3 protein-coding genes and 1 pseudogene are annotated in these 6,564 nt (G+C 34.4%); 2 read left to right on the plus strand and 2 right to left on the minus strand.

Going from position 1 to position 6,564, the window contains the following annotated elements; all coding sequences use genetic code 11:
* Positions 1-155: 155 nt before the first annotated feature.
* Positions 156-1,343: pseudogene (locus M3205_RS24715) on the minus strand (CDP-glycerol glycerophosphotransferase family protein); the annotation flags it as partial.
* A gap of 103 nt (positions 1,344-1,446) precedes the next feature.
* Positions 1,447-4,302, minus strand: a complete 2,856-nt coding sequence (locus M3205_RS24720) for a CDP-glycerol glycerophosphotransferase family protein (RefSeq protein WP_251172300.1) — start codon at positions 4,300-4,302, stop codon at positions 1,447-1,449.
* Positions 4,303-4,809: 507 nt separating this feature from the next.
* Here M3205_RS24720 and tagD point away from each other — a divergent pair.
* Together tagD and M3205_RS24730 are read left to right on the plus strand one after the other, a co-directional pair.
* Entirely contained in the window at positions 4,810-5,208 is a 399-nt protein-coding gene (gene tagD, locus M3205_RS24725) for a glycerol-3-phosphate cytidylyltransferase (protein WP_251172301.1), read from the plus strand.
* On the plus strand, positions 5,201-6,376 hold the full coding sequence (locus tag M3205_RS24730) for a CDP-glycerol glycerophosphotransferase family protein (protein WP_251172302.1): 1,176 nt from the start codon (positions 5,201-5,203) through the stop codon (positions 6,374-6,376). The genes tagD and M3205_RS24730 overlap by 8 nt, the downstream gene beginning before the upstream one ends.
* Positions 6,377-6,564: the final 188 nt, after the last annotated feature.

The raw sequence follows: 6,564 nt of genomic DNA on the forward strand, positions 1-6,564 counted from the left end.
TGGCAGTGAATTTAAGGAAATTCACTGCCAAAAAATAAGAATTTAAAGAATTAATACCCTGAAATAAGAGAAAGGTGAATTTGAGCGCACTCAAATTCACCTTTCTTACTATCTGAAGCTAGTTTTGGCCCATCCTCTCAGCGCGCACTAAATTTTTACTTTCTTAAAACATTCTCTACAACTCTTTTGCTGGATTCTCCCGTTTCCAGATAACAAAACTTTTTGTAGAATTCCTCATAATTTTCAGGAAGAGCATAACCATTATTTTCAAGCTTCATAATTTCATCTATACATTCTATAGTTGTTTTAATAAGCGGTCCAGGTGCTGTGTGCTCAAAATCAAAGTAAAAGCCTCTTAGCTGATCACGGTACTGTTCGATATCATATACGAAGAAGATCATCGGCCTTCGAAGATTGGCAAAGTCAAAGAATACAGATGAGTAATCTGTTATCAATATATCCGAAATCAGATATAAATCCCTAATATCCTCATGCTGAGATACATTATAGGCAAATCCTTCATAGGAGGTAATATCCATATTTTCAGCTATCAAATAATGCATTCTAAGCAAAATAACATATTCATTGCCCAGCTTTTCTCGTATCATGTCTAAATCAAGTTTCAAATCAAATTTGTATTTACCCACCTGATAAAAATCATTATCTCTCCATGTAGGTGCATATAATAATACCTTTTTATCCTGAGGGATTCCCAATTTGATTTTTATATCTTTGATCGTTCTCTCATCATTGCAATTATATAAATAATCATTACGGGGATAACCCGATTCAATCATCTCTTTCTTAAAATTGAAAGCACGCTTAAATATTTTTGTGGAATATTCATTAGGAGAAATTAGATAGTCCCACCTGCTGGATTCTCTCAGGAAATTTGCCTTATAATTTTCAGTTGTTGTGCCGGGCATATGCACTTCATCCATATCGGCAGCCAGCTTTTTAAGCGGTGTTCCATGCCATGTTTGCAGGTAGGTGGTATGAGAAGGCTTTGGGATCCACCCAGGCATGCGGCTATTAAACACCCAATATTTAGCCCGCGCCATGACTAACAGCCATTTAATGGAAAATCGATAAAGGATTTCGACATCCTTCCCGGTAAACGAAGAGGAATATTTGGGATCAACACTCCAATACATTTTATATTCCGGATGATTCTCCTTTAGATATTCATAAATCGCTCTTGGGTTACAGCTATATTGCTTCCCAAGAAAGCTCTCAAATATAATTAATTTTGAATCGGCAGGAAATAGACTGACCATTTTGAATAAAATCAAATATAACCTTTTTGTTATATTTGAACGTTTAATTTTAGTAATTAAGTTTTTTATCATCTGGTGGTTCAATCCTTCCCTTTCTTTAATGAATAAGTATAATATCAAAGGCTGCTTGTTGAAAGTGCAAGCAGCCCTGCTCCTTTTGGATTGAGGATTATTGCTGATCCAAAATGCTATTCATTATTCGTTCATTGTTTTTCGCGTCAATGACTGAGAATATTCCTTCTTTGCGAGGTATAATATCTTCTCGCTCTTGAAATCCTCTAAGAACAGCTTCTTCCAACTTTTGTACCAGCTCGCTGCTGCTAGAAACAATATCACCGAGGAACGTTTCCTCAATAGGCCTTAAAATTCCGCTTGCGAAAAACAATTCAGGATCAAAATGAAAATATATAACCGGTTTCCCTAAATAAGAGAAATCAAATGAAACAGACGAATAATCTGTTACCATAATGCGATTGTCTTTAATTAAATCCTGCACACTCTTTTCTCCGAATTCAATAAGGCGTATTCTCGGATTGTCCAAATGAACATGGTTGACAATGTATTGCTGCATTCGATAATGCGGATAAAAATTCAATTTGAGATCATACTTTTCCAGTAATCCTGCCAATTCAGCAGAAGTAATAAACTCTATATACTTCTGATAATAACTGGAATTAATCAGAGTCTCTTCACTTGATATCCATTCTCTCCAAGTCGGAATTAAAAGGATTTCATTTTTGGGATGATGGTTGTCCCATAGTTTATCAAATCTCGCCAGCCCTGTAACAGCAACTTCTGAGTGAAGGTAACCAAATTGTTTAACAACCATGTCCTTCTCAGCAAATGATGAGACAATAAAAACATTAAACGGAAACTTGTAATACTTCTTATGATAAGGAACATTTTTCCTTCCAAGCACACCATGCTGGAGAAATATCTTTTTACCTTCACGATAGTTTTTAAATTTTATACCCTTGTACGGAAGTATATAATCTAAATCATGTGTCCCTATAAACACCGATGCACGGATGCTTTTTTCAATATGCTCTCTGCTGCCAATTTCAAGCACCTGTCCCAATTCTAATAACTTTCGCTTATCAGGTGAATCTGGATCAATACAATAATAGATTTTTAGATCCGGATGCTTTTTCCGGCAATACTCAAAAAATCTATATCCGTTATCCTGGGCAGTATCCGGTCTTTCCCCTACTAGCCAGATGATCTCTTTAGAAAGTTTGTTTGCAGAATCCTGCATTTCTGAATATATATCTCTTTCATACACAAAACTTTCAAGCTTTATATTGCCTCTGGGAGTTGTGGTCAGATTGTATTCAACCACATTTCCTGAAGTGTCTTCTGCTGTAAAGTCCTTAAACACTTCATCTTTGAAGTATTTAAAGTCCTTAAGACCTAATTTTACTTGGCGGGATACTCCTGGCCCCTCTACAAGCAAATAAAAGTCAAGTATTTCTTTAAATCCATCAACCAGGTTTGTTATTCCTTCTATAGAAATACTGGATTTAAAACCCTGGATGCCGCTAAAAAAATGATTTATTCTTTCTGCCTTAAACTTTAACTCTTCTTCGGTCCTTCTATTTATCAGCAGAATATTTATGTCGTAATCGGAAAACTTAGTACTACCTATTGACTGAAAGTATGCTTTTCCCTTAAGCACAAACTGGTTATTCACAACAGAAAAGGACTCAATATACTTGATTAACGGAGTCCGGGTGTAAACAAAAGATAGCTTTTTATATTTTGTCGCATAAAACATACACTCATAATGATCCTTGCTATCTTTCTTAAAGTAGCTAGTTTGTTTCTTGATTCTGCCAAACCTGTTTTTCCTAATGCGATAGTCAATAAACTTACCATTTTGCTCAACACCTATAAAGATATCCCATCTGCGGGGACGATCTATTGAATCATTTGTTAGGTCTTTATAAGAAAAAACTCCCAATAGGTGATATAAATGATCTGACTTTTTGATGGTTAGCGGCAAGTTATAATATTCATTCGTATCTCTCTGCCTAAATCGCAAATAAACATTTTGCAAATCTCCTGTCCCATTTAAAAGAAGTTCACCAGAACTTACTGCTATCTTTATTTCCAAAAGATCGCTTTGTTTATTAAAAGTAAGTTTTTTTGGCTCGATACTTAAAAAAGATGTAGCAGCATATATCTTTCCATTATTAATCATGGTCCTAAAATCGATTGTTTCCCTGGAACTAGGTATGAAGACTTTTACACTGCATGCCTCTTCTGTTATCCTTCTCACATATACAGGAAAGTGTAATTCTGTTTCCTCAGTTTCAGCTACAATGAACCACTTCCACTTCCCTTTAGATAAGAATGTATTCTTATCAATAGGAATCGATGCAGTAAATTTATTGCCAGATATGGTTAAAGGTGCTTTAATATAGACCTTTTTGGACTTCTTTACAGCAAAGTGATAATCACTGATATTAAAATGTTCTTTAAGTCTGGAATGAAATAGTTCTCCTTCTACAACCAGATTCTCATTACTATATCTTACTGAGTGAAGGAAATTAGGTACATCACAAACCTTTAGCAGATCATAATTACTTGTCCGAAGAAAAATTCTTTGATGCCGGTCACGTCTGAATAAAAACAGGTTGTGCCCATTTTCAAAAAAGTCTATGGAATTTCTTTCATCAAATTCACTTGCGAAACGCAGGCGAAATGGACGCTTTCCAGATTGTATAGACAAATAATAATTTCTTCTGTATTCTTCAAATTGCAGATCATCTTTATTTATAATAAATTTAAATACATAAAATCCACCAGCAGTCTCCTCAGAACTTCCAATAACAGAATGTACTTTCTCTTTATTCTTATTAAGAAAAATAAGAGCTGTTTGATCTCTATTAGTGATTAACTTTTCTTTTATTGCAACCTTTAGAAACACTCTTTTTTCATCTTCAGAGATTTGCATTAATTCTCCATAGGGAAAATAATGATCAATAATATATTCTTTTGATTGTTTCTTTTTCTCTGTTATCAATTTTATTGCTTTGCTCTTCAATCTTTTTGCAAGCCCAAAGACTCTGTTGATGTCTATTTTAAAAACCTTCTTTCTGTTACAGGTGTAAATAATCAATTAATTACTGTTTTCTCAGGCTCATAAACAATACGTGAAGAATAACAGACATAAAAATCTCTATTAGCCATTTTAGTTTAATTTATAGTGTGAATCAACAATAAACCGTTTTAAAAAAGACTGATACCGTTAATGGGGGGAAATATCCAGAGGTCATTCTTCAACTTATTTTTATCACCATATATGTTTTTATACAAAGCTTATTTAATTAGCTAAAGGGTATATTTTATAAAAGACTTCCATTCCTTCCATTAACTCAACTTGAAAAAGAGCACTAGATATCTTATGATGTAAGTATTGCATGTTTCGACAAACTTAACTTAAATATTAACAAATAGACAATAAAGCATGAATTTCACTTAGGGACTAAAGATTGGACTTACCCAGAATCCAATGAGGAGGTACTAGTATATGAAGAAAGTAATTACCTATGGTACATTTGATTTATTGCACTGGGGTCATATCAATCTATTAAAAAGAGCCAGTGAATTGGGTGACCACTTAACAGTTGCCATTTCGTCGGATGAATTTAATGAACTAAAGAATAAAGAAGCTTATCATAGTTATGAAAACCGAAAGATGATTCTGGAATCTATCCGTTATGTGGACAAGGTAATTCCCGAAAACACATGGGAGCAAAAGATTCAGGATGTCATTGATCATGATATAGATATTTTTGTCATGGGTGATGATTGGAAAGGGAAATTTGACTTCTTAAAGGATTACTGTGAAGTGATTTATTTGCCAAGAACTGTCGGTATTTCCACAACCAAAATTAAAACGGATTTGTTCACAGTACAAAATGGCTAGGGAGTTTGCTGTAACACTTTATCTTGGTTTCTTTTCTATACTTTTTAAATTGTTCAGTCTGTGGCCTATAAAAAGGAAAGTAAACTTTGTCGTCTCTTTCAGTGAAAACAATATTAGCATATATGAAGAACTTAGGCGACAAGAGTCATCTTGTCGTACTATTTTTTTATCGACCAAAAAGCAGCATGCATTGTTAAAACGTTACGAAAGTGATGACTGTACCATTTTGTTATTCGAACCTTCATCACCTCTGGAATTTATCAAGGGAATTTACCATATTGCCACTTCAAAAGTTATATTGGTAGACAATTACTACGGTTTTCTTTCAACCGTGAATTTTAGAAAAGGTGTAAAGTGTCTTCAAATTTGGCATGCAAATGGTGCCATTAAAAGATTTGGACTTAAAGATCCTTCCATTGAAAACCGATCTTTAAAAGCAAAGAACCGGTTTAAAGAAGTCTATAAAAAGTTTGATCATGTCATTGTAGGATCAGACGAAATGGCCTCCATTTTCAGCCATGCTTTTGAAACACCTGAAGAAACTTTTCTTAAAACCGGTATCCCGAGAACCGATCTTTTTTTCGATAAGCAAAGAGCAGAGCATATTAAAGAAACATTATATAAAAGGTACCCGGCGTCAAGAACAAAAAAAACCATTCTATATGCTCCTACATTTCGTGATGAGGATCTGGAGTCCTACGAAATAAGAATAAATTTCGATCTTATGAAGGCAAAGCTGGGGCACGAATACCTTCTCTTGTTAAAGCTTCACCCAGCCATTAAAAACAGGGTCGAGATTTCGGAAGAATTATCGGATTTTGTAATTGATGTATCGGGTTATTCCAAAACAAATGATTTATTATTTATCACCGATATACTGATTACAGATTATTCTTCCATTCCTTTTGAGTTTTCATTACTGGAGAAGCCCATGGTCTTTTTCCCTTACGATTTAAGCCATTACCAAAAAACGCGGGGGATGTGGGAAGATTATGAAGAACTTGTCCCTGGCCCTGTAGTATTTTCAACCCAGGATATCATCCATGCTATCTTAAATTGTGAAAGTTATGTAGAGGATGTCAAACATTTCAATAAGAAATGGAATCAGTATACTGACGGAAACGCTAGTGAACGAGTAGTGAAATTCATTTCGGAAAATTGCAAATAAAAATCCGGCCTGGATATATGAACTATACCCCAGATACTGGACACTTATAAAAAAGTGCCCTTTTCTGGGGTTTTTTGTGTTTCAATAGATTTAATCAATAGGGCGGAGGATTTTTCATGAGTAAGAATATTTATAATGAATTCCAAATGAAAGAGCTTGAAAAGAATCCTAATGTTTTGAAGGCTTCT

It is taken from the genome of Cytobacillus firmus (assembly GCF_023715565.1).
GTDB classification, from domain to species: domain Bacteria; phylum Bacillota; class Bacilli; order Bacillales; family Cytobacillaceae; genus Cytobacillus; species Cytobacillus firmus_C.

Excerpts from the sequence above, each read along its gene's own strand:
- tagD (WP_251172301.1), top strand. The coding sequence starts at position 4,810 with ATGAAGAAAGTAATTACCTATGGTACATTTGATTTATTGCACTGGGGT.
- M3205_RS24730 (WP_251172302.1), top strand. The coding sequence starts at position 5,201 with ATGGCTAGGGAGTTTGCTGTAACACTTTATCTTGGTTTCTTTTCTATA.